This window comes from uncultured Ruminococcus sp., assembly GCF_947301925.1.
In the GTDB taxonomy this organism is placed as follows: Bacteria; Bacillota; Clostridia; order Oscillospirales; family Ruminococcaceae; genus Ruminococcus.
On sequence record NZ_CAMYUE010000013.1, the window covers coordinates 18,630 to 41,408 of the forward strand.

A 22,779-nucleotide genomic window follows, 5' to 3' on the forward strand; every position below is an offset into this window, starting at 1 on the left:
TCTAATATAAACGCCTATCGCCGTGCCAATTGTATTATTTAAAACATCATCAACTTCACAGTACCCAAGTCGAATGAAATACTGCGCTGTTTCAATTCCACACGAAAGAAGAAAGCCAACAACAACTCCTTTTCGACCGCCAATAATGAAACCAAGCGGAACGAAAAAAACAATGTTTTTGAGGATATCCCCCCACATTTGATTCTTTAGTTCCCAGAACAAACCATAAAAAATATGATATGGATAAACTGACCGATCCCATAACGTCATGCGAAAAATAAAACAGATATAAAGAACAGCAGCAATAATACGAATACTACTTGAACTTACCCTCTTCCGCATATTTCCTTCAAAACATCTTTCATCACTTCACACACATATGCCACTTCTTCATCTGTAAGCTTTGTATGAAGAGGAAGCGAGATAAGATTGTGATAATAATCATAGCTGTTCGGACATGCACTGCAATCTTTACCATAAGCCGTCATCATTGGAAGTGGCTTATAATGAACATTAGTGCATACTCCCAGCTCTGCGATATCTTTGATCAGCTGATTACGCTGTTCTTCAGAGATACTAGGAATACGCATGAGATAGAGATGATTTGAACTATCCATGCCATCAATATGATGATTAAGATGACTTACTCCGAGTTCATCACAAAGCGCATCATATCTGTTTATTATCTCAGCTCTACGCTCCAACAGGCCAACATAACGATCTAACTGCTTCAAACCGATAGCAGCCATAATATCAGTCATGTTGCACTTATACCATGCACCTATGATATCATACTCCCAACAACCGCACTTTGACTTTGACAGAGCGTCCTTATTCTGACCATGAAGTGACAGAAGTTGATAGAACTTGTATATTTCCGCATTATCCACGCCTTCAATTGGTCTCCATGTAGCAGCTCCGCCCTCTGCGGTAGTAAAGTTCTTTACTGCATGGAATGAAAAAGAAGAAAAATCAGCAATAGCACCGCAGTACAGTTCCTTTCCGCCAACAACACGGCTTGCTCCGAGACTGTGAGCACAGTCAGCAACAACAGTAACTCTACCTATAGCGTGTTGAATACGTGAGGAAAGATCGCCGAGTGGAGAGTCGTCAGACTCCAGAGGCTTGAACAACTCCTTCTTGCGCTCAACTATCTCAAAGATCCTGTCATAATCAACTACTATTCCACCAAGATCAACAGGGATTATAGCCTTAGTCTTTTCGGTTATAGCTGCTTCAAGTTTATCATAATCCATCTCCGGAGCATGGCTATACCTGTCGCCATCCTTCTGTATATCTACAAAAACTATCTTAGCACCGCAGTGAACAGCAGCTGATGCAGATGCAGTATATGTATACGCAGGAACAATCACTTCATCTCCCGGCTGTATACCAAAGATGCGAAGATTCATCTCTTCTGCAGCGGTTGCTGAATTAAGACATACAACACGATTGCTGTATGCTTTCTTATTCTCCTCTATAGTACAATCAATATCATTCTTTCCGGTTTCTATGTATGCCGCAAGACGGCGCTCCAAAAGCTTAACCCTCGGACCTGTTGTAATCCAGCCTGACTTTAATGCCTCAACAACCTCATTGATCTCTGCCTCAGAAATATCCGGTGGTGAAAACGGTATTTTCATTTTTCTTCCTTCTTTCAAAACATCTTCTTCATAATAAACCCAATAACTGAATAATGTCTCTAACTTTGTATTCACCTAAAAATGAGTCCTAAACCATACCATTCTCAGAAAAAAGCAAAAGCAGGCACAAAAAGCCTGCATATTATCCCTATTCCGGCTTTAGAATAGAACTTGCCCGTATAAGCGCAACTCTCCCCATATCTAAAGCCTTTTACTATATTTTCAGATAAAGCCACTACATACAGTCCTGCTCCTGAAATAAGCATAGTACTCATATAAACACCCCTTAAAAAACATTGATCGAACCTGTTTACGAATGCAAGATACCGATTCGCCTCCGTTGGTAGCCCCATAACCACGGATCGGCACTCCATAAATTAGTTCGTTGAAAGCTGATTGTTTTATGGCCTTCTGATTTACTACAGCAACCACTTTCATGATTTTTCTGTAAACGGGAAGTAAGGCATTTATTGCACATAGCTTTCCGTATGAAATGCAGCTGCTTGCACTTAACAGATAATGTTTTTTAATATGTAAAATTATATCATATTTTAATACTTCATGTCAATATATGGAAATCAACATTGTTTGCTATTTACAAATGAAAGCTCATTTTTATTCTAGTTTTATATATTATTTTTTCAGAACAGTTTTCGCTCTGTATTACAACATTTAATTATTACATTGTGTAAATCATAAATTCTTTTTAACAATTAATTTTTAGACAAAACTTACACTTTCACGTATGAAATCGACTACAAAAATGGATTTGTTGTTCAAATTTCACAAAACGCTTTCACAATACTATCACAGTTAAAAATGCCATAGTAAAATCATATTTTTCCTTTTAGTTATACAGCCCTAATTATAGATACTCCCCATTAATTGCGAATCCTTTTTTTAATTCAAAATAACAAAATAACAACCTTTTTATGAGTAACAACTGTCAAAAGTGATTCAAAAGGATATATGCAACTGTGTTGCACATGAAGCGACAAGGGATAAATCTCCATAAAAGAAAAAACTACCATAGTTGCAGTGATAATCAGCAAAGTAAAAGCCATAGCCTTTCTAAATGAATCATAATCAAGTAGGCTTATCCACCATCTTGCCCACTGAGCAACTGCCGAAAAATCGGTAGCAGCTTAGAGGGCGCTTTTATCTGTGTTACTACCAGTAACACAAGCGTCACAATCTATAAACAATTCAGCTTTTATGAGTTTATGTTTGGCAACATTCATATTGACTTTTGTCATAACATCTGCTATAATAGTATCATTGTATAAGAAATTATTAGTGTTGCTGGTAGTAACACTTTGCATAGGAGGTACTTATGAAGCATTTATCTTTGAAACTGCTTGCTGAGACTGTTGTAAGCAGAAGAAAGGCAATCAAGATGTCACAGGTCGTCCTGTCTGAAAAAACAGGCATCAACCGGTCAATCATCTCCAGGCTGGAAAGTGAAGACTATACACCGTCTGTAGATCAGCTCCTTGCACTCAGCACGGTCCTTGGTTTTGACAATGCTGATGTTCTGGAAGATGACGCAGTAGAGGCAGCACCGATTGAACGCAAGAAGATTGCTGTAGCGGGTACCGGTTATGTCGGACTGTCCCTTGCAGTTCTGCTTTCACAGCATAACGATGTAACGGCTGTGGATATCATACCTGAGAAAGTAAAGATGCTAAACAACTGGACAAGTCCTATTCAGGATGATTATATCGAAAAGTATCTTGCAGAACATGAGGAACGTAAATTGTCTCTTAAAGCTACAACAGACGGCGAATCTGCATATAAGGATGCTGATTTCATTATCGTTGCTGCGCCTACAAACTATGATCCCAAGACCAATTTCTTTGACTGCTCAGCTGTTGAGGCTGTTCTTGAGCTTATCAAGAAGGTTACGAACAAAAAGAAGAATAAGCCTACTATAGTAATCAAATCCACTATTCCTGTTGGATATACAGCCCAGGTTCGTGAAAAGCTAGGCATGGACAATATCATATTCAGCCCTGAGTTTCTCAGAGAATCAAAAGCTCTCTATGATAACCTTTACCCCTCGCGTATCATTGTCGGCTCTGATGAAAAGAACAGGAAGGCTGCTGAGGAGTTCGCTGCCCTTTTACAGCATGGCGCCATCAAGCCGAATATTGACATTCTCTTTATGGCTACAACCGAGGCTGAGGCGGTGAAACTGTTTGCAAATACATACCTTGCGCTTCGTGTAAGCTACTTCAATGAACTTGATACCTATGCAGAGGTAAAGGGGCTTAAAACTGCCAATATTATCAAAGGTATCTGCCTTGATCCCCGTGTGGGCGACTACTACAACAATCCTTCCTTCGGATATGGCGGCTACTGCCTGCCGAAGGACACAAAGCAGCTTCTTGCAAACTATCAGAATGTTCCTCAGAACATGATGTCTGCAATCGTTGAAAGCAATCGTACTCGTAAGGACTTCATCGCAGACCGTATCATGGAGATCGCAGGCACTTACGGCAACAGTGCTGATTATTCCGCTGAACAGGAAAGCAAGCAGAAGGAAGTTGTTGTAGGAGTGTACAGACTTACAATGAAGTCAAATTCAGACAACTTCCGTCAGTCCTCAATACAGGGCGTTATGAAGCGAATCAAAGCAAAGGGTGCAACAGTTATCATCTATGAGCCGACGCTTGAAAACGGCAGCACATTCTTCGGTTCTCTCGTTGTGAATGATTTGAAGAAGTTCAAGAAAAAGTGCGGTTGTATCGTGGCTAACAGATATGACAGTGTTCTCGATGATGTTGAAGAAAAGGTATATACAAGAGATCTGTTCCGAAGAGATTAAGATATGAACAAAACACGAATTGATTTAAACGAAAAGACTATCCTTGTGACAGGCTCTCCTGGATTTATCGGTGCAAACCTTGTGCTGAGACTGCTGAAAGAAATGTCTTCGGGCACAGTTGTGAGCCTCGATAACATGAACGACTACTATGATCCGTCACTGAAAGAATATCGCCTTTCAATTATAAAAGACGCTGCTATAACTTCGCCTGTCAATCACATATTCGTTAAAGGCTCGATTGGAGACAAGGCGCTGATAGATAAGCTGTTTGCGGAATATCACTTTGATATAGTGGTCAATTTAGCAGCACAGGCAGGAGTTCGCTATTCAATTGACCATCCTGATGTATACATAGAGTCAAACATTATCGGCTTCTATAATATCCTTGAAGCCTGCCGTCATAACCCTGTTGAGCATCTGGTATATGCATCCAGCTCCTCTGTATATGGTGGAAACAAGAAGGTGCCATTCAGCGTAGACGATAAGGTTGACAATCCTGTATCGCTATATGCAGCAACCAAGAAGTCGGACGAACTTATTGCTCATTCTTATTCTAAGCTTTACAATATACCGTCTACAGGCTTACGTTTCTTCACAGTCTACGGCCCAGCAGGCAGACCTGATATGTTCTACTACTCGGCAACAAATACACTTGCCAATAATGGTACTATAAAGATATTCAACTATGGTAACTGTAAGCGAGATTTTACGTACATTGATGATATTGTTGAAGGCGTGTACAGAGTAATGCAGGGTGCGCCTAAGAAGCAGAACGGTGAGGACGGTCTGCCTGTACCACCTTACGCATTATACAATATCGGCGGCGGTACTCCTGAGAACCTGCTCGATTATATCAGCACTTTACAAGAAGAGCTTGTGACTGCTGGCGTTCTTCCTGCTGACTATGACTTCGAGGCACACAGAGAGCTTGTAGGAATGCAGCCCGGAGATGTGCCTGTGACCTATGCTGACAGCAAGGGCCTTGAAGATGATTACGGCTTCAGACCGACTATCGGTATCCGTGAGGGACTGAGAAAGTTCGCTCAGTGGTACAGTGAATATTATACGCGCTGAATATCCGTCAACATAATGAGTGAAAAAGCATGCCTAAAATGAATATGCTTATATGTATGGAAAGGTACGCTACATTAGAATATTTGTCCATTATTTGTTACTTAGCGTGGCAAAAAGACACCAAAAATCAGTAAAAATGAACTTAAATGAATTGCTCTAAAAGCGACGTAATACAGGCGATTACTTTAAAAAACCACAAATCACAAAAAGTGCTTTAGGTCTTCTTTCTTTTATTTATTTCATGATGTTTCGGTTGTTTTATGGATAGTCCCTGCATAAGCCATGTGATGTACTCTCCATTCTCAGTTGTCCCCTCTTGTGTGGTCGCTTCTTCTTCGGAAATAGCAGAAACTTCGCTAATTGCTTTATCCTCCACATCATCGGCAACTTTCTTTTCACAGCCTATAAATGTGCATATCACGGCTGTCAATGCAATAATTCCTGCGATTACTTTTTGCATAATCTAATTTCTCCTTGAGAGAATAAATATTTTAGACAAATTATATCATATCGCCACTGTGAAGTAAAGAAATAAACTTTATGATGGCGACCTCTCAGATATAATCTCATCAAATTCTGTTGGGAAGTCTCTGTCAGCTTCATCTTCTGTGTCATTTGAAGGCTTATTGTATCCAGCAAACTCTACGCTTTCAGCATTGATAAATAAAGGCGGTACAATGTGTACCGCCTCTATTATAATTATATTAGGAAGATTTACTTGCGTTAAAGTATTTACGACAACAGTCTGATTGATCGGAGCAAGTCGATAACTTAATGACATTACCCTCAACGGGGAGCTTTGGTTTATTACGAATTGATTTGAATGTAACTCCAACAGGAAGCTATGTATCATAAGAATGCAATACGGTCATCGTTTCAAATAACGCATCTGCCGTAAGATATTGATAAACTCAGCATACGCTTCATCAGAACACCCCGAGTTATTAAGAACCTTCTCAATACTGTCTTTTGCTGTGTATTGATATGTTGAGAGTACATTCTCCCATGAAAGCTCGTGAGTTTGAAAAAAACTGTAAAGTGCAGCTTTCAGCTCTGGGTTTTCATATATTTCCTTAATGCTTGTATGTTCGCCCCAGCTGTATGGCGATTCACCGTTATATCTCAGAATTATACCGGAAGGATCACTCCAGTCGATGGTGTTTGAATCCCCGACTGTCGCATTCAGCACATACTCACCGTCCTCAAGTGTCCATCCATGAAGATCAGGATCCCAACTTTCAAAAGAACGCCTTTCAACGTGAAGATGTACTGTCACTGTCTGATGAGGTTCTATGTATACCTTTTTAAATGCACAGAGTTCACAGACAGGCTTGGTCAGCATTGATTCAGGATCATGCACATAAACCTGTACTACCGTCTTTCCCGCGGCTTCACCTGTGTTTCCTACATCTGCTGTCAGTTCAATTCCGTTTTCGATACTACCGCTTTCAACGCGAAGATTGCGAACTTCAAACGTAGAATATGAAAGTCCGTAACCCAAATAGTACCTGGCATAATCTGCTTCGGGATTACGGTGACGGCGTGTCGCATAATAACGGTAGCCGACAAAAATACCTTCTCCGTAGTTAACAGTCATACTATCACCGGGAAAGTTAAGGTATGTCGGCATATGATCCTCACTGTACGGAAAGGTCAGCGGCAGACGTCCTGACGGATTTACATTTCCGCAGAGAATATCAGCAATCGCAGCAGCTCCCTGCATTCCCGGCAGTGAGACCCAAAATACAGCATCAAACAAATCAAATACTGCACCTGTAACAGGACCTGATATATTCAGTATCAAAACAGAGCGCATATTATTACGCTTAGCATATCCGCAAAGCTCTCTTATACGTTCCATTTCATTATTATCAACGGATAACGTTTTGCGGTCGTTGCCCTCCTGTCCGGCAACATTAAGCACATAGACTACCGTATCAGCTTCATCGTACAAACCAGTCCGAACACACTCAAAATGCCTGTGTAATTCTGAACATAAGTCTGTATTCCGATCAGTGCGAACGCAGGCGCTCCCCTCTCCGCAAGTTAGCAGTTCTCCGCCCATTGTTCCCATAAGTGCAATTTTGGAAGAAACAGGCAGCGGACAGCATTTTTGTTCAGGGGCAGTGGCGCAGAAAGAGTTTTTCAGCATGACGATCCCCTCTGCAGCAGCTTTATATGCGGTATGGTCGGTCATTTCTATATTGATATGCCCCGTTGGCGGCAATACATATTTCCGGGCAAGAGCAATGGCACGTTCTGCTGATACTGCTAGCTTTTCAGGGTCAAGTGTTCCGTCTGCCAGTGCTTTTCTGAGAGGTTCAGGCGAAACAGGCCCAGGCATATTCACATCGCACCCTGCATTAACTGCTGCGGCAGGGTGATACACTGCTCCCCAATCGCTCATAACAAGGCCCCCGAAGCCCCAGTCTTCACGGAGAAGCTCCGTCAGCAGCCATTTGTTTTCAGTACACGGTACACCGTTTATCTGATTATATGCAGCCATTACGGTTGCACAGCCTGCTTTAACGCAGGCCTCAAAGCCCGGAAGATAAAGCTCGTAAAGAGCACGTTCCGATATTATCTCATTTATTCCCTGACGGTTGGTTTCCTGATTATTTGCAGCAAAATGCTTAACATTTGCCGCACCCCCCTGAGACTGTACGCCTTTTACAAGCTCGGGAGCAAGCTTCGTAATAAGGAAAGGATCCTCGGAGTAACCCTCAAATAGCCGCCCTGCTCTGAGGTCACGATGAAGATTTATGTTCGGTGTTCCAAGCAGTACATGAACACCGTAGGCCCGAGCCTCATGTCCAAGTGCCAGACCGACCTGATATACTGTTTCAGGATCCCATGTTGCTCCAAGCAGCATACCCGGCGGATAACAGCCCGGAGCTGTCATTTCAGGTATAATCGCCCGAAGCTGTGCACACAGCCAGTTGTATAGGTCGATTTCTTCCCGAGAATCAAGCAGATCAGGCTTATAGAAATTCTCAAGTACTTTTCTGAATACAGCAGTACCTTTTTCGGGATGATCTGCTTTTTCCATTATATCACCGAACAGCTGCTCAAAGTTAAGACCCGTTCCTCCGTCAAGCATCTGAATATGCGGAACTTCCTTCTGCGGCAGTTCGCCCATGCCAAAAAAAGACTGCCCGTTTATCATTGTGATCTGTTCGTCAGTTGTCAGTTCCATGTACAATCTCCCTTCTGCAGAATAACCATCGTGTTTTCATTCATTATACCATGCAATTGTTAAGTTTTCAAGGTGCTCCATGCCCTCCTGTATGCAGAAAGCGATAATTCTATGTAACGATCACAAGCGGCCTTGCAAATTATACAGGTCTTGATGATCATATATCCCCCCTTTCTTTCTGTCTGAGTGGGCTTACCGCCCCTCAGTTTATTCTTCTTCATCAGGATCACTGAAAACAAAATCGTCTTCATCATCGCCGAAATCTTCATATCCTTGAATTGAATCTCCCCAGTCATATAAGTCTTCAGCAGAAATAAAGTCATCATCATCTGTTCCCTTTATAGTTCCTTTTATATCGTTAATATGAGATTTAGCTTCCTGTGCAGTAATACACTTGAAGCTGAACTCCTTTTTTATATGACGAAGCTGCTGTTTCCTACAACCAAAATAGTATGGCAACATTGTTTCATCAATAAGGAAATAATAGAAATGTCGCCACTAAGGCGACAATCCATTTTTGAATTCATTTACATGGAACTGATCAACTGTCACCTCTTATGGAAGCAGTATCTTCCTACATAGGAGGGCGTATACGCGGATAATCTATTGATTTTTCAGGATTTCTGCTGTATAATAAGTATAAATTCGGAAACAAAGGGTGTGAAATAATGCTTGAGGATTTCATCATAAGAGACCATATTCTGGAGTCCTACAATGGAAGTGAAGCAAATGTTCAGATCCCAAGAGGCGTAACAAAGATCGGAGACCGGGCTTTTTCACATTGTGAAACGATGATAAGTGTTGTTATTCCTGACACTGTAAGCTCCATCGGAAAAGGGGCTTTTGCATACTGTACAAATCTAAGAAGCGTCAAAACGCCGGGTAGCGTAAAGGAGATACGCTCAGCAGCGTTTCTCGGCTGTGATAAACTGCGTCAGGTTTCACTTGCCGGCGGTTTGCTTTGCATTCAGGAGATGACATTTGCCGAATGCCGATGTCTGACTGATTGCAGAATTCCCGGAGGAGTGGTTAAAATTGAAAAAAATGCCTTCCGCAACTGCATATCCCTGAGTCGGCTTACAATCCCTCACAGTGTAACAGAAATCAGCGAAAATGCCTTTGATGGGTGCGGGCAAATTGAATTTACTGCGCCACCTCCACCTAAGGATCAGATATCAGAGGAAATAAAACGTCAGATAGACGATCTGCGTGAAGAAGGATTTATTATACAGCTTTGCAGAAAAAAGCTGCAACTCTCCCGATATAAAGGAGAAAAGGAGCAGGTTACTATCCCCTCTATCGTGACACGGATCGCAGATAAAGCGTTTGCCTGGAACACAACTGTGAAAAGGATCATCATACCTGATACTGTAACAGAAATCGGCAAACAGGCATTTGACGGCTGTTCTGCATTAGAAAGCGTGATTCTGTCTGACCGTATAACCGTGATCCCGGAGAGTGCTTTTTCCCACTGTCGTTCACTTACAGGCATCGTTCTGCCGGATAATGTGACCGAGATTGAAAGCAGTGCATTTGAATTCTGCACAGAACTGAAAAATGTCACTCTCTCAAGATCGCTTATCTATATACGGTATGACGCTTTCAAGGGATGCAGGCAGCTTCGTCAGATCGAAATACCGACCAGCGTGAAACGGATCGACAGCGGTGCATTCAAGTCCTGCACTTCTCTGACAAATGTCTCTCTTCCGCCAGGCGTGCAGATCACGCGCACACATACAAGCAAGCAGATCATCAGCAGTTCAACTATGATGGAACCTCCCTATGAGGCAGAGGTACAGATTCCAGGCTCTTTTGCCGACACGCCTTTCGGGAGACGGACCGGGTCAGAATGATAAAAAGAAGCTCCGCTGAGCCGTAAAAAGGAGAATATATACAATGAAAAAGCTGCTTATTATAAACACACTACTTTGCATTATCACTGCTGCTTTGACAAGCTGTTCAGATAGTAAAGCCCAGACAGCTGAAGGCTCCAGAACGACAGCTGCTGTTACTACAAATACAATAGAACAAACTACTATAAATACCACAACACAGACAACTTCCGAACCTGCTCCGACAGAAAATGAGACCGTATCGACAACAGTTTCTGTAGCTGAGTTCGATCCCCATAGCATTGACAGATTAAGCCTTGGCGGCTGCCATACCGGATTTGTGAAAGAAGACAGCAGCCTTTATGTGTGGGGATGCGGCTTTGAATACCAGCTTGGAAACGGCGAGCATACCATAGCTGATAATCCGATAAAAATAATGGATGATGTGGAGAAAATAAACTTCGGCTTTGAGAACAGTGCTGCTATAACCAAAGACGGGAGTCTGTACATATGGGGAAAACACAAGCCTAATCCTGCCGAAGCAAAAGAACTGTTCATGAATCCAAGCTCTCCTACAAAGATCATGGATAATGTAAGTTCAGTCAGTCTCGGATCAAACCATACAGCTGTAATAAAAAATGACAACACTCTGTATATGTGGGGCGATAACTATCTGGGGGAGCTCGGCAACGGGAAAAGCGGAAAGTATGAATATTCAGATACTCCCGTAAAGATAATGGATAATGTCATATGTGTAAGTCTTGGTTTTCTTCATAGTGCAGCAGTGACAACTGACGGAAGTCTTTATACATGGGGCTGTAACAGAAACGGGCAGCTTGGCAACGGAAAAAGCGGTGAGTCTGAAATAGAAGCTGAACCTGTAAAGATCATGGAAAACGTTCAATATGTCAGTGTTGGCGATGAACACAGCGCAGCTATCACAGAAGACGGAAGTCTTTATATGTGGGGACGTAATGATTCCGGGCAGGTAGGAAACGGAAAAAGCGGCGAGAATGAAATACAAACCGAACCCGTAAAGATCATGGACAACGTTCAGTATGTCAGTCTTGGTGCAGAACACAGCGCAGCAATAACCAAAGACGGAAGCCTGTATATGTGGGGAAATAACAGCGATGGTCAGCTCGGAAACGGAGAGAGCGGATACAAAATTCTTTCAAGCGTCCCCATAAAAATAATGGATAACGTTGAAGCCGTAAGTCTCGGAAACGGGCACAGCGGAGCATTGACCAAAGACGGTGAATTATATATGTGGGGCAATAACAGTCTCGGTGGTGTTGGAATAGAAAGTGAAGACAATCGCATTCTTGTTCCTACAAAGATCGATATAACGTGATTTCTGTGAAAAACGGCTCAGAATTACCCGAAAGAATACAATTGAAAAAGGATCCAACAGATACCATGAAAACTAAATGAGCATGGTCTGAAAGCATGATAATATAATACTACATAAAAAGCAGGTGGAAAAAGCAGTCAATCCACCTGCTTTTTTTAGCCAAATCTTTATTATTTCTAAGTATATCAAAAAGCAGAACAGCTCTCCCGGCACAAGGCCGGAAGTTAAGTATATAATACAAGCTGTTCTATAGTGCGGGGCGATTATAATAGGCATAGCAATTTCAGTTTAAGAATCAATCCTCATAGTCGTTAGGAACGAATACCTTGTCAATTTCGACTTCGGTTCCGTCTTCTTTTCGAATGATAAGTTTGGTAGGTTGACCTGTCACATCAGCCATACGCTGAGCTAATGCAAAATTGGTGCTATTATCTGCGTACAACAGCGATCCATCGTTTATGTTTGTAGGACTCACTGCTGTATGGTTATGATACCAATTCCAATCTCTGTCTTTGAAGTGGGTACCAGTGGCAGCAAGGTGAGAATCGATTATATCCTTGAATATTTCTTTCGTGAGTTCCATAGCTTTCTCAGCAGTTGGAGCTGCTTCGCCTGTGAACGCTGTCATGTAGTGAAACACAGGCGTTTTGTCTTGGTTGTCCCAGAACTTAGCCACTGACTGAAACTGTTGCAAAGCTTCTTTAGAGTCGTCAGGATTTACACCAAATCCCTCTTTAAGGACTTGATCCTTTCCAATGGGGTAATTCACGACATTTTCCAAGCACTTATCGTCGCCATTAGTGTGCTTTATCACTTTAATATATTCCATAGTTTTCTGACCTCCTCGTACACGTCTAATGCCTCCTGAGGCATATTGGGTTTAAGATCGCCGTACTTTTGGTTCTTGTTGTTTTCAAGCTGGTACATCAAAGCAGGAGTAAGCGGAATCGGATAATGCTTGAGCCTATTTCTTGCTTCTTCTGAAATTGTTATGCCTTTATCCTTAGCTTCCTCATTAAGCTCATTATACAGAGACTGCGGTACTTTCAGTGGTAAAGGCACCATTGGATCTTTTGGTTCTCTCTTGATTTGTTTCTGTTCTTTCATTTAGATTACTCCTAACATAGTATTAATCCCGTAGATGTTGTTTCTATACTCTCGGACTATACCAAATAAGAATACATCTTAATATTAAATATATTAATTACAGGAATATAGTATAGAACAACCGTAATACGGAATTTACATATTAGTACAAATTTCAAAATAAAAAATCCTCCCGAATAATCGAGAGGATCTTTACATATTCAGAATAATAGATCTTATCTAATTTCTACCATCGTAAAACAACTGGAATCGATATAATGCTTATCATCGCCATCTGTTATGGTCGATATTAAATCTTTATAAACGAATTATATCATATATGCCTCAATACTGCAAGGTATGGTTGAAAACGTGTTAACTTCTTTCATATTAATAATATACATTTCATTTTCCTATTTTTCGGAAATACTGAATATATATTATTTTTTTGATGCCATATACTCGGTAATCAAATATTATGAAAGGAGAAGAATTATGTTTAATAACGAACGATACCTTACCTGCGGTGTAGACAGTTCAATCCCCTTGGAACTTCAGCTGTTCTTGTGGGAGTGTGTCTACCAGTTGCCTGAGCCTAAAGACTACTTACAGGTGTTTGAGCTTAGCCCATCAGGCTCTATGCAGTCCATTGTTCACAGTTCTGAAGAGCCTGAATATCGTAAGGTGTACATGATACCGTCAGCTGCACCGATTACCCAGAAGCTTTACGTCATCGATGACGGCGACCACAGCACTATGTTGCTTGCGAGTGAATATTAAAACAAATGCCAGCCCTTCGGGGCTGGTTATTTCTATTTTCGGAGGTTTTAAACAATGGAAGAAAACAAAACAGAAACATTGTACTGCTCCCACTGCGGAGCAGTTATAAGCGACGACGAAGACTGTGAGGCAGTCAACGGGGAGATTGTCTGTATGGACTGCATTGAGAACCATACCAATACTTGTGACAGATGTGGCGCTATAATCTGGACCAGCGATAGCTACGGCGACGAATATACCGCGCTTTGTTCATCATGTTACCATAACCACTACGTTAGGTGCTGCTGCTGTGATGCCCTGCTCCATTAAGATGATTCCTATCACCTTGACGGCTACGATTATTGCAGTGACTGTTACCATGACGAGGTGGACAAATGCCGCAGTATCCACGAATATGGGTGGAAGCCGGAGCCCATATTTTACGGAGACGATTCTGTTCGATATTTCGGCGTAGAGCTGGAGATAGACGGAGCAGGTAAAGACTCTGATAATGCCGACGAGATACTTGCTGTTGCTAACAAGGATAATGAGCATATCTACATCAAGGGCGACGGCTCTCTTGACGATGGTCTGGAGATTGTGACACACCCAATGTCATTAGAATACCATAAGCAATTCTGTTGGCAGGAGATTATGAACAAAGCAATCAGCATGGGATATCGCTCACATCAAACCTCGACGTGTGGGCTCCATATTCACGTAAATCGCTCATGTCTCGGCGAGACGCAGGATGAGCAGGAACTTGTGATATCGCACATTTTATTCTTTGTCGAGAAACATTGGGCGGAACTGCTGAAGTTCAGCCGCAGAAGCGAATACTCCATAAACAGATGGGCAGCGCGGTACGGGTACGAACGTACTGGCAGGGACATACTCGAAAAGGCTAAGAAAGGCAATCTTGGAAGGTATGCGGCCGTAAACCTGATGAATTACAGCACTGTGGAGTTCCGCCTGTTCAGAGGCACTTTGAAGTATAATACACTTATTGCAGCACTGGAACTTGTTGACGCTATCTGTGATGTGGCACAGGATATGACAGAGGATGAGATATCAAATATGAGCTGGAGTGAGTTCGTTAGCAAAATCACTGAGCCAGAACTTGTTAATTATTTAAAGGAAAGACAGCTATATGTAAATGAACTAATAGAAAATAATCAGGAGGAAATGTAAAATGAAAAAGATCGAGATTTTAGAGAAATTACCAAAGCTTCCGATTACGGAGTTCAAATACTCTGATGCGCAGGTAGTTTTGAGACTTGTGACTATACTTGCTGCATGCCATTTGAGCGGAAAAATCAATCGTGTATTAAAGCGTATTCAAAAACTTGAGAATCCAGACGAGGTTCTCAAGTATCTTAAATAACGGGAGGAATACATATGTGTGCTTTATTTGGTTGGCTCGATTATAAGGGAATCGTGCCTTACAGAGTACTCAAAAAACTTACGCAAGTGCTGGCTAACGCTGCCGAAGAGCGTGGTACTGATGCAGCTGGTATCAGTTACATTAAAGACGGCAAAGTTACAGTGTTCAAAAGGCCCAAGCCTGCTCACAAACTCCACTTCAATACTCCAGACGGTACAAAGGCTGTTATGGGACATACCCGTATGACTACTCAGGGAGACGGCAAGCATAACTACAATAATCATCCCTTCCCCGGTATAGCCGGCGATACAAGCTTTGCATTTGCTCATAACGGAATCCTGTGGAATGATAAGGAACTGAGGAAGGAAAAGCTTATTCCTGATACCCACATCGAGACAGACAGCTATATCGGTGTTCAGCTGATTGAGAAACAGGGCAAGCTCAATTTTGACAGCTTACAGTATATGGCTGAGACTGTGGAGGGTAACTTCACCTTCACTGTCCTTGACCAGTACAACTCCTTATACATTATAAAAGGAAGCAACCCGATGTATCTGTTGCACTTTGAAAGCATAGGACTGTATGTATATGCAAGTACAGAAACTATCATGAAAAAGGCATTGAAACAGCTGGGACTTCATAAGTTTGAGAGTAAACGTGTAGATACTGAAGACGGCGATATACTGTGCATTGACAGGAACGGTAAGATCACAAGATCACACTTCGAGCCTAAGATATACCGTTCCAGGTACAGTAGCTGGTTCGATTACGATGTATCTCCGTATTACGGCGTTCACGAAGAATTGCTATTATCATATTGCGGCTGCTACGGCGTGGACAGCTCTGATGTGGAACTGTTGCTTGATTACGGTTATACTTGCGATGAGATAGAAGATATGCTCGCAGACCAGAGCCTGCTCCGTGAAGCCCTCAAAGACGTAAAATACATCTATGGCGAAGACATCTATGAGAGCTGCTATGGGGGTGTCTTCTGAGTACCCAAAAGTATAGGTTTTGACACACATGAAAAACAGCCAAAAAAGCGTTCCAAAAAGTGGTGTTTTGACTTTTGAGACGTACCGAAAATCGCCACCACTTTTTGGGACGGAAAGGAGCATTATGGACAACAGGATCTATGGATACGCAAGAGTATCTACCCGTGAGCAGAACGAAGACCGACAGCTCGAAGCCCTCACCAAGTTTGGAGTTCCTGAGCAGAACATTATCATTGATAAGGCTTCCGGCAAGGATACCGAGCGTGAGGGCTATCAATACCTCAAACGACAGATACTACGCAAGGGTGATACACTGATTATCAAAGAACTGGACAGGCTCAGCCGAAACAAATCAGATATCAAGCGAGAATTGGAAGAGTTCAAAGATATGGGCGTCAGAGTCAAGATACTGGATATACCAACTACGCTGACAGACTTTCCGCCGGAGCAGGCGTGGATTCTTGAAATGATTAACAGCATACTTATAGAAGTTCTCGGTAGCATTGCTGAAAATGAAAGACGTAAGATACGAGCCCGTCAGCGTGAAGGCATCGAAGCTGCTAAAAAGAAAAATGTCCGCTTCGGACGTCCGTCAAAGCCTCTCCCTGATAACTGGGAGCAGGTATTGGCGGATGTTCGTTGCGGAAACAAAAAGCCTGCGGAGGCTATGCGAGAGCTTGGGATTTCTCGGTCATGTTATTACAGATTATGGAATAATCATAAATAAGAATGAGCCTCCTAACGGAGGCTCATCATTAGAAATAATGTTAATTATCATCTGTCAAGGCCTTGATGAACAAGCTGATATAATCGCGCTTCCCGTATAGGACGCGATCAATATAAGCAGTATCTTTACTGCTGCGATAGAATACAAGATAATTCTTATAGACAAGATAACGATAACCACTGAAAATATCATCAGAGAAGTAGAGTGGCTTGCCTATCTCGGAGTGATCTTTAAGCATATCCGCAGTATCAAGTATGCCATTAACAGTGCTTTCTGCAGCAATAGGATTAGCAAGCTTGTCTGAGATATAAGCAAATATCTCGTCAAGGTCAGCTAAAGCTTTCGGTGAATAAACTACTTGATTCATGTGCGCTTAGCCTCAAAATGTTTTCTTACATCGTCAGAAGATATCCAGCCTTCCTGTTCACCGGATTTTCTACCTTCGTCAAGCTTGCACATTAACTTGAGCGCTGCTTTGGTACGCTCATATTCCTCCTGTTCAGCTATATCGACAATAGCATAGCAGCCTCTGCCGTTTTTGGTGAGGTAAACAGGAGAACCAACTGCAACGTCCTGTAACACAGAGGAATAGTTTCTGAGATCTGAAATCGGAACTATATTCGGCATAAAAACATCTCCCTTCAGTTTTACTACTTATATTATACAACACCCAAAATACGATGTCAAGTTTTACGATAAATATTACGGCAAAAATATCTGAAATAGTTTTATCGGTTCGGCGAGGAGCAGACAGAAGCTTGAAATCTTACATATCTGCTATTACATACTGTACAAAATAAAGTGATAATATAAGCAGCCTCCTTAATGGAAGCTACTGTATTATCATTATAAAAAACTGAAAAAATTTTTGAATTTACGTTTTTCAGAAAAAGCCTTGCAAAAAAAGAATGAAAAAGGGCCCTTTTTGCATCTTTTTCGGATGGCTTTAATTTCAAAAACGTAATTACGAAGATTTTTTGGCTTTTTTGAAGTGATTTTTGTATTCCCTTATTGCATTTAATAATCTATCAAGTTCATTACTTGATGTATAGAAATAGCTTTCGTATAGACTTTGGGGTTCATTATCAGGTAATTGCTTCAGCTTTTCATATAAAGCAGTGTATTGCTTATATTTCTTCCCATAGTGCTTGTTTTTGACGTATTGTATATGACCTTCACAGTTATGCTTGACAGCGCATTTGGCAATAAATCTTCCGTTCCCTTCAATAAATTTAGTGGTCTCTGTTACGGCGTGATGAAGAATAGCAATTAGTTGTTTAATTACTATTTCTTCAGAACACACATCAATCAAGCTGAAAACATGAGCATATCCGATAAGTATCTTTCTGACCTCTTCTTTACATTTTTCAACTTGCCTCTGTTTATTATCATAAAGCCATAGAAGATCAAGGCTTAATACCCTTTTTATCAGATCGTCGGTGTAGTCTACAAGAGAAATCTCATACTGACTTAGAGTATCCTGTAAGCCTTCAAAATACTGTTCTCGCCCTTTATTGGTGATAATTCTTAACAAGTCTGCTTCACTTGTGCACTGATATTTATTGAAAACAGTCTCCTGATCAAGATGAGTCACAAAATAAAACATATCGGGGAAATTATTCTTTATGCTTACTAAGGACAATGGCTTCTTGATAAAATATTCACTATTATTACCACTATTATTAATTGTAACGCCTTGTCCTTCATTATAGCACATGAAGGCTGAAGCTATACTATTATAAAGGGACTCACTATTGCTATCATACTTTCCGCTTCCATCTATCCAGATATTCAGTGATATTTCCCTTATTATTGGAATATCCAAAAACATTTCCTCTGTTGTATTGATAAGCAAACTACGGTTATAGAGAGCCTTATCATAGGTATAATCTGCATCATATACGCAACAGGGCTGGGAGAGGGTATCAATAGAATCAAGAAAGCCGCTGATATTACTGCCAATCTGCATATTTCTTATTTTATTAAGTGCGCTTTTGAACTCCTTACTGATATCTTCATTCTCAATAATGAATTTATCAAAAGCAGTAGTTGGTGAAAAGATAGCCTTAAGTAATGCAAGCGCAGCATCATATGCCTTTGTGTAAGAGACATTGTTTTCTGTAATAGCAAAAGTTATATCTACATCATATGATCTGAGATAAGACTCAAATCGTGTAAGACTATTAATTCGGTCAAAACTTTCTGGATCATATGAAGGCATTTGAATCTGAGGGCTATTATCAACAAATGCTATTTTAAGTAGTTTTACGTATTTCTCATACTCGTCATTATTGAACTGACAAGAACTGAATAAATTCCCGCTACAGTATATTTTACCGTCACTTGGCTTAATAGTAGTTCTTTCAAATATAGTAAATAAAAGTTCATTTAAAATGTCTTTTCTTTTCATCGTATCACTCCTACCCTGAAAAGGTAACGCTTTTGAAAAAAAGGTTATTTTTGACGTAATTTATCTTGAGTTTAATCCATATTTTACCCGTGTTATAAATTTAAAATGGTTTTTCAAAGTCATATAATATAAATGAGGCCAAAAAGCTTCAAAGATATTATATAAGGAGGGCTTGATTATGGGCTTCGCTTTTGGGGCTTTCGCAAATTATAAGGCGAAAGAAGTAAACAATCAAAGTTCGGATGTTCCGTCTGTGACAATTCCATCACAGCAGGCATCATGGCCTACAAGGCAATGCTTTGCCGCTGGAAAGAACGGTACTCCGATAGGAGTTATGGATAAGATCTTTTCGGGTAACGCTTGGCTGGAGCCGAAGGCGTATCTTGATAATTACTCTAAGCGAGGATTAACTCCTCGACGGATTTTTCAGGATAAGCTCAGCTATCTGTGGATATTTAAAGAAAGAAACGGATACGAAGGAAATATTGCAAAATTTCGTATTTTGCAAGCAATTGTAGTAAATCCAAGAGCTCCCAGTGAGTATGAGTGCATCTGCATCGAGCTTGAATATGAGGGGAAAGTGTATTCGATTACACTGACTATGCGGCAATACATGAAAAGAGAGGTTCTACCATATCTTTCGTTTATTCGGCGTAATCCGGATTGTCCTGAAAAATACCTTGAAATTGCATTCTACCTTGCCGTTCAGGAAATAACAGAGCGAAAATTTCTGTTTACTCCTAAGCGTTCTGGGTGGAGCAAAGATATTGAGGGTCACTTGCTTTTCGCTTCGGCTGAAATAGTGAATCCTCGGTATCAGTCTTGCTATCCAGCAGATGTGCAAGAACGAAAGCTGTTGCAGACACAGCGGGCTCTTATGGAGATTGCGCGCGAGTACGCGAAGGCTTTGCCGAGCGGCTGGAAATTCAAGCTCCTTGTTGCCCTTAGAATTGCAAGCTTACTGCTATATTTCATTGCAAAGGAAGGAATCAGGCCAGATCAACTTTTTATTGTCGAGCCTGCAAGTCCTTCTTCAGCGAGGATATCAATTGCGTTATTAAAAACTCAAAATTACGAGTCTCAAGTTGTAACATCACTGATGTCAACCAAAAGCCAACTCAATGAGGTAATTCGTAATGCAAACGATGGTATGATCATTTTGTACGATGATGCCCGTGTTGAGAATGGTAAAAGACACGAAGAGCTGCTTCGAGTAGTCGTGGATGATCTGCACAGTACAAATGGTGTTGAGGATCCAACGAGACACTTGACAGCGATTATATGCGAGAATCTGTGCGTAATCCCTGAAGATACGCCGGCGATGTATATAAAACTCTGCGAAAAATTAAATATCGGAGATCCGGATAAGCTTCAGAGACTATCAGGTGAGTTCGATTCCGCATTGATACAGGCTATCGTAAACGATCCTACAAATATGCTGGCATTCATCAAAAATGCTCTAAAGACAGCTGAGCTTGAAACTCCGACTGTTCAGAATTCTGAAAACATCAACTCGAAAAAGATGATACGAGTAGCGATTTCAATAATGTTTGCTTATGGTCTGATATCAACAGAAGAAACCAAGAGCATTCTTACATGGATGAAATCGGCTAGTGATAATCGCGACGACTCCGTTACGGCTATCGTTAACGATTTTATTGCAGTATTGAATGAGCTTATAACAACTGGCATCTTTAAGATTACTACTCAGAAAGGTTTCCCGTATTATAAATTACAGAGTAAAACAATCGTTTACGACGGTTTGTGGCTGAATTTTGAGCCTGAACTCTGGGATTATATTTTGATGAGCATGCGAACCTGTAAGAAAAAATACAAGATTCTTAAAGCACTCGAAAAATGTATGGAAAAAAATCATAGACAGAAAGAGTACAAGCGGAATATAAATGTAGATATAGCTCCTAATATTCAAAGATCAATAAGTGTCTTTAGTATACCGAGTATAATTCTATATCCGTCCAATTTAGAAAAAGTCAGAGAGTTAAAGTATTCGAGCTATCAATTCACAAAGATTGAAGCAGCGAATTTAAAACTTAGACCTTTGATAACTAATCGAGCAGGAACTTGCTTATACGGGCAGGATATGGAACAGGATCTGAATTATCATCAGTTGATTTCAGGAGATTCTCGTAGCGGCAAAACCAAGTATGAAAGCGAGCAGGCTGCTGAAGCTGCTATAAACGATGAGCAAGTTTTGATCGTGGATAATGATAAATCATGGTCAGAGCGTGAGGTAAGGAAGCATCTTTCAGAGGGAATAGTTGATAAGTATTTTTCCTTCTGGAACATCCCCAAACAGGGACTGCCAGTTAATCTTGCTGACGTCAGCGACTGTGATAGTCTTACCGAGAAAAAACAGCGCATATTTAGTGTGCTATCATCTACGGCAAGAAGCCTTGGTGAGAGACAGGGGAAAGTACTATACAAACGCATAGGTGCAATGCTAAAGGATAAGAAGGACGATATAAATATAAGCGATATACTTTCTTATCTTGATGAAAAAGATGAGGTTCAGAAGGCATTACGCGATAAAATTGAAGGTATCCTTGAAGATTTTGAAGGACTTCCAACTCCAAAGGCTTCGTGGAGAGAATTTTTCGCTATACAGAAGAAGGTAGTTATAATTTCCACTGATGTGGATAGCGTAGATAAAGGTTCATATGTGACAGATATGATCCTTTCGAGCTTTTATTCATACAAGCAGCATTTTCCTGAGTCTCGTAACACAATAATCCTTGATGAAGCGCAAGATCTGGATACAAGTACTGGTAGCGCAATTGACGTATTGCTGCGAAAGGGTGCAAAGCATGGTATCCGTATGCTGATAGCTACGCAGCATTTTTCAGCTCTTAAGGAAAAACTTGGTAAAACGTTCGGAAATTGTAGAACGCTAGTATTCTTTCGTCCGGAATACGTTGATCTTGCGAGCATCGTTAAGCTCATAGGCATTGATGCAGAGACTCTTGCAGGTCTACAGCAGGGGCAGTGCGCTATCTATGGTCTTCTTTACAACAAGGAAGCTGGAAAGAATAAGCAGACTACACTTGTTGGATGGACTTATAAGCATCCAATACCGAGGGCTATAATGACTGATGAGCCGTCTTTCAGGATTAAGAGGTTCAAATTCAAATAGAGTAGCGGTTGCGCCCTTCGGGGCGCTTCATATATAAACATTATACCACATAAGTTAGAGCCAAGCAAGTATCTGGCTCAGAAAAGAAGAGGAGGAACCTAAATGAAAAAAATGAACAGTCTGAACGAAACCTTTAAGCTCTGTAAGGAGCACAATATCGGCATAAGCAGAAGATTACTGCTTACGCTCGTCAACGACGGAGCTATTCCGTGTGTTAGAGCAGGGCGCTCAGTCCTCATAAACTGGGATGGACTGATGACGTATCTCGATACCCACACGCTTACTCAGGATGAGCCTGTATCAAGGATCAGAAAAATAACAGCTTAAAGTAAACATGGGGC

Annotated in this window: 23 protein-coding genes and 1 pseudogene; 12 read left to right on the forward strand and 12 right to left on the reverse strand. The window is 41.1% G+C overall.

From position 1 onward, the window contains the following. Positions 1–15: 15 nt before the first annotated feature. The 3 genes and pseudogenes from Q0Y65_RS12465 to Q0Y65_RS12475 all read right to left on the reverse strand — a co-directional run. Positions 16–342, reverse strand: a pseudogene (locus Q0Y65_RS12465) (VanZ family protein); the annotation flags it as partial. Further along, on the reverse strand, positions 327–1,718 hold the full coding sequence (locus Q0Y65_RS12470; RefSeq protein WP_363293556.1) for a DegT/DnrJ/EryC1/StrS family aminotransferase: 1,392 nt from the start codon (positions 1,716–1,718) through the stop codon (positions 327–329). The gene Q0Y65_RS12470 and the pseudogene Q0Y65_RS12465, both read right to left, overlap by 16 nt. A 29-nt stretch (positions 1,719–1,747) precedes the next feature. Continuing rightward, a complete protein-coding gene (locus Q0Y65_RS12475; RefSeq protein WP_297960268.1) occupies positions 1,748–1,918 on the reverse strand; it encodes a hypothetical protein in 171 nt (56 codons plus the stop codon). A 1,058-nt stretch (positions 1,919–2,976) separates the two neighbouring features. Here Q0Y65_RS12475 and Q0Y65_RS12480 point away from each other — a divergent pair. Together Q0Y65_RS12480 and Q0Y65_RS12485 are read left to right on the forward strand one after the other, a co-directional pair. Beyond that, entirely contained in the window at positions 2,977–4,470 is a 1,494-nt protein-coding gene (locus Q0Y65_RS12480) for a nucleotide sugar dehydrogenase (RefSeq protein ID WP_297960271.1), read from the forward strand. Between the two features lie 3 nt (positions 4,471–4,473). Continuing rightward, a complete protein-coding gene (locus Q0Y65_RS12485) occupies positions 4,474–5,544 on the forward strand; it encodes an NAD-dependent epimerase/dehydratase family protein (RefSeq protein ID WP_297960274.1) in 1,071 nt (356 codons plus the stop codon). A gap of 214 nt (positions 5,545–5,758) precedes the next feature. On the opposite strand, the gene Q0Y65_RS12490 is transcribed toward Q0Y65_RS12485, so the two are convergent. From Q0Y65_RS12490 to Q0Y65_RS12500, 3 genes are all read right to left on the reverse strand, one after another. Beyond that, positions 5,759–6,004, reverse strand: coding sequence for a hypothetical protein (locus tag Q0Y65_RS12490; protein WP_297960277.1), 246 nt, complete (start codon positions 6,002–6,004; stop codon positions 5,759–5,761). Positions 6,005–6,412: 408 nt separating this feature from the next. Continuing rightward, a complete protein-coding gene (locus Q0Y65_RS12495; protein WP_297960419.1) occupies positions 6,413–8,740 on the reverse strand; it encodes a glycoside hydrolase family 3 N-terminal domain-containing protein in 2,328 nt (775 codons plus the stop codon). A 207-nt stretch (positions 8,741–8,947) separates the two neighbouring features. Beyond that, positions 8,948–9,202 carry a hypothetical protein gene (locus tag Q0Y65_RS12500; protein ID WP_297960280.1) on the reverse strand — a complete coding sequence of 85 codons (255 nt, stop codon included), beginning with the start codon at positions 9,200–9,202 and terminating at the stop codon, positions 8,948–8,950. A 206-nt stretch (positions 9,203–9,408) separates the two neighbouring features. Between Q0Y65_RS12500 and Q0Y65_RS12505 the strand changes: the two genes are divergently transcribed. Further along, positions 9,409–10,593 (forward strand): leucine-rich repeat domain-containing protein, encoded by a 1,185-nt coding sequence (locus Q0Y65_RS12505; RefSeq protein ID WP_297960283.1) that lies wholly within the window; start codon positions 9,409–9,411, stop codon positions 10,591–10,593. A gap of 43 nt (positions 10,594–10,636) precedes the next feature. Beyond that, positions 10,637–11,926 (forward strand): hypothetical protein, encoded by a 1,290-nt coding sequence (locus Q0Y65_RS12510; RefSeq protein ID WP_297960286.1) that lies wholly within the window; start codon positions 10,637–10,639, stop codon positions 11,924–11,926. Positions 11,927–12,221: 295 nt separating this feature from the next. Here Q0Y65_RS12510 and Q0Y65_RS12515 read toward each other — a convergent pair whose 3' ends face one another. Together Q0Y65_RS12515 and Q0Y65_RS12520 are read right to left on the reverse strand one after the other, a co-directional pair. Beyond that, entirely contained in the window at positions 12,222–12,755 is a 534-nt protein-coding gene (locus tag Q0Y65_RS12515; RefSeq protein WP_297960289.1) for a relaxase/mobilization nuclease domain-containing protein, read from the reverse strand. After that, entirely contained in the window at positions 12,737–13,033 is a 297-nt protein-coding gene (locus tag Q0Y65_RS12520) for a hypothetical protein (RefSeq protein ID WP_297960293.1), read from the reverse strand. The genes Q0Y65_RS12515 and Q0Y65_RS12520 overlap by 19 nt, the downstream gene beginning before the upstream one ends. A 474-nt stretch (positions 13,034–13,507) precedes the next feature. On the opposite strand from Q0Y65_RS12520, the gene Q0Y65_RS12525 reads away from it, so the two are divergent. Together Q0Y65_RS12525 and Q0Y65_RS15790 are read left to right on the forward strand one after the other, a co-directional pair. Next, on the forward strand, positions 13,508–13,792 hold the full coding sequence (locus tag Q0Y65_RS12525; RefSeq protein WP_297960296.1) for a DUF960 domain-containing protein: 285 nt from the start codon (positions 13,508–13,510) through the stop codon (positions 13,790–13,792). 54 nt (positions 13,793–13,846) lie between these two features. Continuing rightward, positions 13,847–14,101, forward strand: coding sequence for a hypothetical protein (locus tag Q0Y65_RS15790; RefSeq protein WP_363293558.1), 255 nt, complete (start codon positions 13,847–13,849; stop codon positions 14,099–14,101). On the opposite strand, the gene Q0Y65_RS15795 is transcribed toward Q0Y65_RS15790, so the two are convergent. Beyond that, positions 14,045–14,326 carry a hypothetical protein gene (locus Q0Y65_RS15795; protein WP_363293561.1) on the reverse strand — a complete coding sequence of 94 codons (282 nt, stop codon included), beginning with the start codon at positions 14,324–14,326 and terminating at the stop codon, positions 14,045–14,047. The two genes, Q0Y65_RS15790 and Q0Y65_RS15795, sit on opposite strands and share 57 nt — an antisense overlap. A 45-nt stretch (positions 14,327–14,371) precedes the next feature. Between Q0Y65_RS15795 and Q0Y65_RS15800 the strand changes: the two genes are divergently transcribed. The 4 genes from Q0Y65_RS15800 to Q0Y65_RS12545 all read left to right on the forward strand — a co-directional run bounded on the left by Q0Y65_RS15800 (position 14,372) and on the right by Q0Y65_RS12545 (position 16,877). Beyond that, on the forward strand, positions 14,372–14,962 hold the full coding sequence (locus Q0Y65_RS15800; RefSeq protein ID WP_363293560.1) for an amidoligase family protein: 591 nt from the start codon (positions 14,372–14,374) through the stop codon (positions 14,960–14,962). A gap of 1 nt (position 14,963) precedes the next feature. Continuing rightward, positions 14,964–15,155 carry a hypothetical protein gene (locus Q0Y65_RS12535; protein WP_297960299.1) on the forward strand — a complete coding sequence of 64 codons (192 nt, stop codon included), beginning with the start codon at positions 14,964–14,966 and terminating at the stop codon, positions 15,153–15,155. Positions 15,156–15,169: 14 nt separating this feature from the next. Next, complete coding sequence (locus tag Q0Y65_RS12540) at positions 15,170–16,150, forward strand: class II glutamine amidotransferase (RefSeq protein ID WP_297960301.1); 981 nt, start codon at positions 15,170–15,172, stop codon at positions 16,148–16,150. Between the two features lie 124 nt (positions 16,151–16,274). Then, positions 16,275–16,877: a recombinase family protein gene (locus Q0Y65_RS12545; RefSeq protein ID WP_297960304.1), complete on the forward strand. Its 603-nt coding sequence runs from the start codon at positions 16,275–16,277 to the stop codon at positions 16,875–16,877. Between the two features lie 40 nt (positions 16,878–16,917). Here Q0Y65_RS12545 and Q0Y65_RS12550 read toward each other — a convergent pair whose 3' ends face one another. The 3 genes from Q0Y65_RS12550 to Q0Y65_RS12560 all read right to left on the reverse strand — a co-directional run bounded on the left by Q0Y65_RS12550 (position 16,918) and on the right by Q0Y65_RS12560 (position 19,287). Further along, positions 16,918–17,244, reverse strand: a complete 327-nt coding sequence (locus tag Q0Y65_RS12550; protein WP_297960307.1) for a type II toxin-antitoxin system RelE/ParE family toxin — start codon at positions 17,242–17,244, stop codon at positions 16,918–16,920. Continuing rightward, positions 17,241–17,504, reverse strand: a complete 264-nt coding sequence (locus Q0Y65_RS12555; RefSeq protein ID WP_297960310.1) for a type II toxin-antitoxin system prevent-host-death family antitoxin — start codon at positions 17,502–17,504, stop codon at positions 17,241–17,243. The genes Q0Y65_RS12550 and Q0Y65_RS12555 overlap by 4 nt, the downstream gene beginning before the upstream one ends. A gap of 337 nt (positions 17,505–17,841) precedes the next feature. Next, positions 17,842–19,287 (reverse strand): hypothetical protein, encoded by a 1,446-nt coding sequence (locus Q0Y65_RS12560; RefSeq protein ID WP_297960313.1) that lies wholly within the window; start codon positions 19,285–19,287, stop codon positions 17,842–17,844. A gap of 178 nt (positions 19,288–19,465) precedes the next feature. Between Q0Y65_RS12560 and Q0Y65_RS12565 the strand changes: the two genes are divergently transcribed. Beyond that, entirely contained in the window at positions 19,466–22,438 is a 2,973-nt protein-coding gene (locus Q0Y65_RS12565; RefSeq protein WP_297960316.1) for a hypothetical protein, read from the forward strand. A gap of 102 nt (positions 22,439–22,540) precedes the next feature. Beyond that, complete coding sequence (locus Q0Y65_RS12570) at positions 22,541–22,765, forward strand: hypothetical protein (protein ID WP_297960320.1); 225 nt, start codon at positions 22,541–22,543, stop codon at positions 22,763–22,765. The last annotated feature ends 14 nt before the right edge of the window (positions 22,766–22,779 follow it).

Excerpts from the sequence above, each read along its gene's own strand:
- Q0Y65_RS12570 (WP_297960320.1), top strand. The coding sequence starts at position 22,541 with ATGAAAAAAATGAACAGTCTGAACGAAACCTTTAAGCTCTGTAAGGAG.
- Q0Y65_RS12550 (WP_297960307.1), bottom strand. The coding sequence starts at position 17,244 with ATGAATCAAGTAGTTTATTCACCGAAAGCTTTAGCTGACCTTGACGAG.
- Q0Y65_RS15790 (WP_363293558.1), top strand. The coding sequence starts at position 13,847 with ATGGAAGAAAACAAAACAGAAACATTGTACTGCTCCCACTGCGGAGCA.
- Q0Y65_RS12480 (WP_297960271.1), top strand. The coding sequence starts at position 2,977 with ATGAAGCATTTATCTTTGAAACTGCTTGCTGAGACTGTTGTAAGCAGA.
- Q0Y65_RS12535 (WP_297960299.1), top strand. The coding sequence starts at position 14,964 with ATGAAAAAGATCGAGATTTTAGAGAAATTACCAAAGCTTCCGATTACG.
- Q0Y65_RS12520 (WP_297960293.1), bottom strand. The coding sequence starts at position 13,033 with ATGAAAGAACAGAAACAAATCAAGAGAGAACCAAAAGATCCAATGGTG.
- Q0Y65_RS12545 (WP_297960304.1), top strand. The coding sequence starts at position 16,275 with ATGGACAACAGGATCTATGGATACGCAAGAGTATCTACCCGTGAGCAG.
- Q0Y65_RS12555 (WP_297960310.1), bottom strand. The coding sequence starts at position 17,504 with ATGCCGAATATAGTTCCGATTTCAGATCTCAGAAACTATTCCTCTGTG.
- Q0Y65_RS15795 (WP_363293561.1), bottom strand. The coding sequence starts at position 14,326 with ATGCTCATTATCCTTGTTAGCAACAGCAAGTATCTCGTCGGCATTATC.
- Q0Y65_RS12485 (WP_297960274.1), top strand. The coding sequence starts at position 4,474 with ATGAACAAAACACGAATTGATTTAAACGAAAAGACTATCCTTGTGACA.
- Q0Y65_RS12510 (WP_297960286.1), top strand. The coding sequence starts at position 10,637 with ATGAAAAAGCTGCTTATTATAAACACACTACTTTGCATTATCACTGCT.
- Q0Y65_RS12560 (WP_297960313.1), bottom strand. The coding sequence starts at position 19,287 with ATGAAAAGAAAAGACATTTTAAATGAACTTTTATTTACTATATTTGAA.
- Q0Y65_RS12540 (WP_297960301.1), top strand. The coding sequence starts at position 15,170 with ATGTGTGCTTTATTTGGTTGGCTCGATTATAAGGGAATCGTGCCTTAC.
- Q0Y65_RS12490 (WP_297960277.1), bottom strand. The coding sequence starts at position 6,004 with ATGCAAAAAGTAATCGCAGGAATTATTGCATTGACAGCCGTGATATGC.
- Q0Y65_RS12515 (WP_297960289.1), bottom strand. The coding sequence starts at position 12,755 with ATGGAATATATTAAAGTGATAAAGCACACTAATGGCGACGATAAGTGC.
- Q0Y65_RS12525 (WP_297960296.1), top strand. The coding sequence starts at position 13,508 with ATGTTTAATAACGAACGATACCTTACCTGCGGTGTAGACAGTTCAATC.
- Q0Y65_RS12500 (WP_297960280.1), bottom strand. The coding sequence starts at position 9,202 with ATGTTGCCATACTATTTTGGTTGTAGGAAACAGCAGCTTCGTCATATA.
- Q0Y65_RS12495 (WP_297960419.1), bottom strand. The coding sequence starts at position 8,740 with ATGGAACTGACAACTGACGAACAGATCACAATGATAAACGGGCAGTCT.
- Q0Y65_RS12505 (WP_297960283.1), top strand. The coding sequence starts at position 9,409 with ATGCTTGAGGATTTCATCATAAGAGACCATATTCTGGAGTCCTACAAT.
- Q0Y65_RS12475 (WP_297960268.1), bottom strand. The coding sequence starts at position 1,918 with ATGAGTACTATGCTTATTTCAGGAGCAGGACTGTATGTAGTGGCTTTA.
- Q0Y65_RS12565 (WP_297960316.1), top strand. The coding sequence starts at position 19,466 with ATGGGCTTCGCTTTTGGGGCTTTCGCAAATTATAAGGCGAAAGAAGTA.